This window comes from Hydrogeniiclostridium mannosilyticum (genome assembly GCF_003268275.1).
GTDB lineage: Bacteria > Bacillota > Clostridia > Oscillospirales > Acutalibacteraceae > Hydrogeniiclostridium > Hydrogeniiclostridium mannosilyticum.
In genome coordinates this window covers 1-2,074 of the sequence record NZ_QLYR01000023.1, presented here as the reverse complement: position 1 = coordinate 2,074, position 2,074 = coordinate 1, and the positions used below count along the sequence as shown (strand labels likewise).

General features: G+C 49.6%; 3 protein-coding genes. All 3 read right to left on the bottom strand.

Translation table 11 applies throughout. The features are described 5' to 3' along the window. Positions 1 to 115: 115 nt before the first annotated feature. Genes DPQ25_RS14170 through DPQ25_RS14160 form a run of 3 tightly spaced genes read right to left on the bottom strand, consistent with a single transcriptional unit; the run spans position 116 to position 1,869 of the window. Positions 116 to 1,327, bottom strand: a complete 1,212-nt coding sequence (locus tag DPQ25_RS14170) for a PBSX family phage terminase large subunit (protein ID WP_207657319.1) — start codon at positions 1,325 to 1,327, stop codon at positions 116 to 118. After that, the gene (locus DPQ25_RS14165) at positions 1,314 to 1,658 is read right to left on the bottom strand and encodes a helix-turn-helix domain-containing protein (protein WP_112333822.1); all 345 of its coding nucleotides are present in this window, start codon (positions 1,656 to 1,658) and stop codon (positions 1,314 to 1,316) included. Before DPQ25_RS14165 ends, DPQ25_RS14170 begins: the two co-directional genes overlap by 14 nt. Positions 1,659 to 1,686: 28 nt before the next feature. Next, on the bottom strand, positions 1,687 to 1,869 hold the full coding sequence (locus DPQ25_RS14160) for a hypothetical protein (RefSeq protein WP_146740577.1): 183 nt from the start codon (positions 1,867 to 1,869) through the stop codon (positions 1,687 to 1,689). Positions 1,870 to 2,074 lie beyond the last annotated feature (205 nt).

Here is a 2,074-nt window from a genome sequence, read left to right as displayed (position 1 = left end):
TTCATCCGCCGGAGGTATGCCGCCCCCTTGAACGCCACTGCAAGCAGCGTCCCAATAATAGACAAATAGGAGCAAATATCCGAAATACCCTTAAGCCATTCCATTTGCGCCTCCCTTATACGGCCTGCACGCCGCTCAGGGGGACCCAGGAATAAATCTCCTTCAGCAGTACCCGGTCGCTCTTGACCTGCTGGACCGTGTAGGTGTTCCCTTTAACATAGGAGGGAATCGCCACGCCGTTGGTGTATTGGCTGCCGGTTACCTTCACCTTGCCGCCCGCCTCGATCTTTTTCGGCTCGGAAGGGGCGGGCGCGGCGCCCGTGCTGCCGGCTGCCGACAGATACTTTGTATTTACCGGGCTGCATATGGAGCTTGTCCCGCTTTCGTTCTTGTCAATCACAGCCCGATCCCCGCTGACTTGAGACACATACCAGCTTTGATTCTTTACCCAGGACGGGATTGCCGCGCCGTTGTAATAGACCGCGCCGGGGGCAATTTTCACAAGGTCGCCTTTTTGAATGGAGACGCCGGCCTCCGCCTGTCCAGAACCGCCCAGGCGCCGGTCAAAGGACCGGACCATCTCATCCGGGATCGGTTCAAGCTTTAAATTCTCAAAAACCGCAGAGCCGCTGCCTACCACTTCACCTAAATATTCATGGCGGTACGCTGTTTCGTTCTTTTCCTTCAGGTGCTCAGCGTCGGCTAAGAACCGCGGACCAAGCCACTCCCGGGGTGTTGTCAGATAGGTGGAATGGTGGACAAGCTTTCCGGGCTTCTCTTCCAACACATACCGATTTGCCCAATTTCGTGCCATTGCAGGGGGGTTGAAGCTCTTGAAGGTGAAGGAGAAGGGGCCTCCACGCAAACAACTTTGTTCAACATTCCGCACTTGTTCCGGACTGTCAAATTGATCCAGCTCCTCAAACCATACAATGCCGATATATCCAAAGGGCACTTTGATAGATTTCAGCTTTCCCGGATCGTCCAGACCAAAAAAATAAATTTTTTGACCCGTGAGCAAGCAGGTGATTTCCATAGGGCTGACGGTACACTTAAATTTATTGGTCAAGCCAAGCGCGGAAATACCCCAGCACACTTGGGCGTAAACACTGGATCGCAGGGTATTGCCGTACTTTCTCAATACAACAGCATGGCAGTCCGAGTGTTTCAGTAACATCAATGGCAGCTCTATCCCGCCTATTGCGCTTGATTTAGTGGATCCACGGCCGCCCTTGGCGACAAGCTCGTTGATTTTTTCAGCCTTGATCGCTCGGTGAATCTCATAAAAAGCGGGGGAAAGAAGCTCTGATATTTTACACGTCGTCAATGATCTGAACGCCTCCATCACTGTTTTGTTCTACAGGTTTATCCCGCCATCTGGCTGGCCTGCGGTTTTTAAGCCAAAAAATCTGAGCGGTGGTATCGCCGCTCAGCGCCTTATTCAGTAACGCATTTTCAACCTCATAATCGACTACCTCTTTGCCTCTTTTTAGGGTGTCCGAAATCTCAGTAAAGCGCTTTTTCCAGTCATACAAAGTTGAAGCTGTGATCCCGCAATTGTTCGCAATCTGTTCATCGGTCAGGCCATCCCGGGCCCAGCCCTCCAGCAACATCAAGCCTTCCCTTTTTAACCAATATTCATATTTTCCTTTTGCCACACATCACCACCACGCTTTAAAATAAATATCAATCCTTTGTCAATTCCTTCAGGGAGAAACAGAGGCTATTTCGCATGCCATACAGAAGAGCAAGACGCTTGCGCCCTTCTGTGCTCATGCATTCCTTTCTGTTTGCCAGCGCCTCCTCTATTCGGTCCATTACCTTTTTGAGATCGGCCTGGTATTCGCCTATAAGCTTTTCTTTTTCCACGCATATCACCTCAAAATGAGCATAAGAAAAGCCCACGCCATAAGGCATGAGCTTGAAAAAATATTTAAAATTTTAAGAAAAACGCTTGACTTTTATGCGTATTATGCGTATAATATAATCAAGAGGTGAGGACAATGACCTTTCGAGAAGTTGAAAAATTACTTCTTACGGATGGCTGGAAATTCAAGAACGCGCGAGGCTCGCA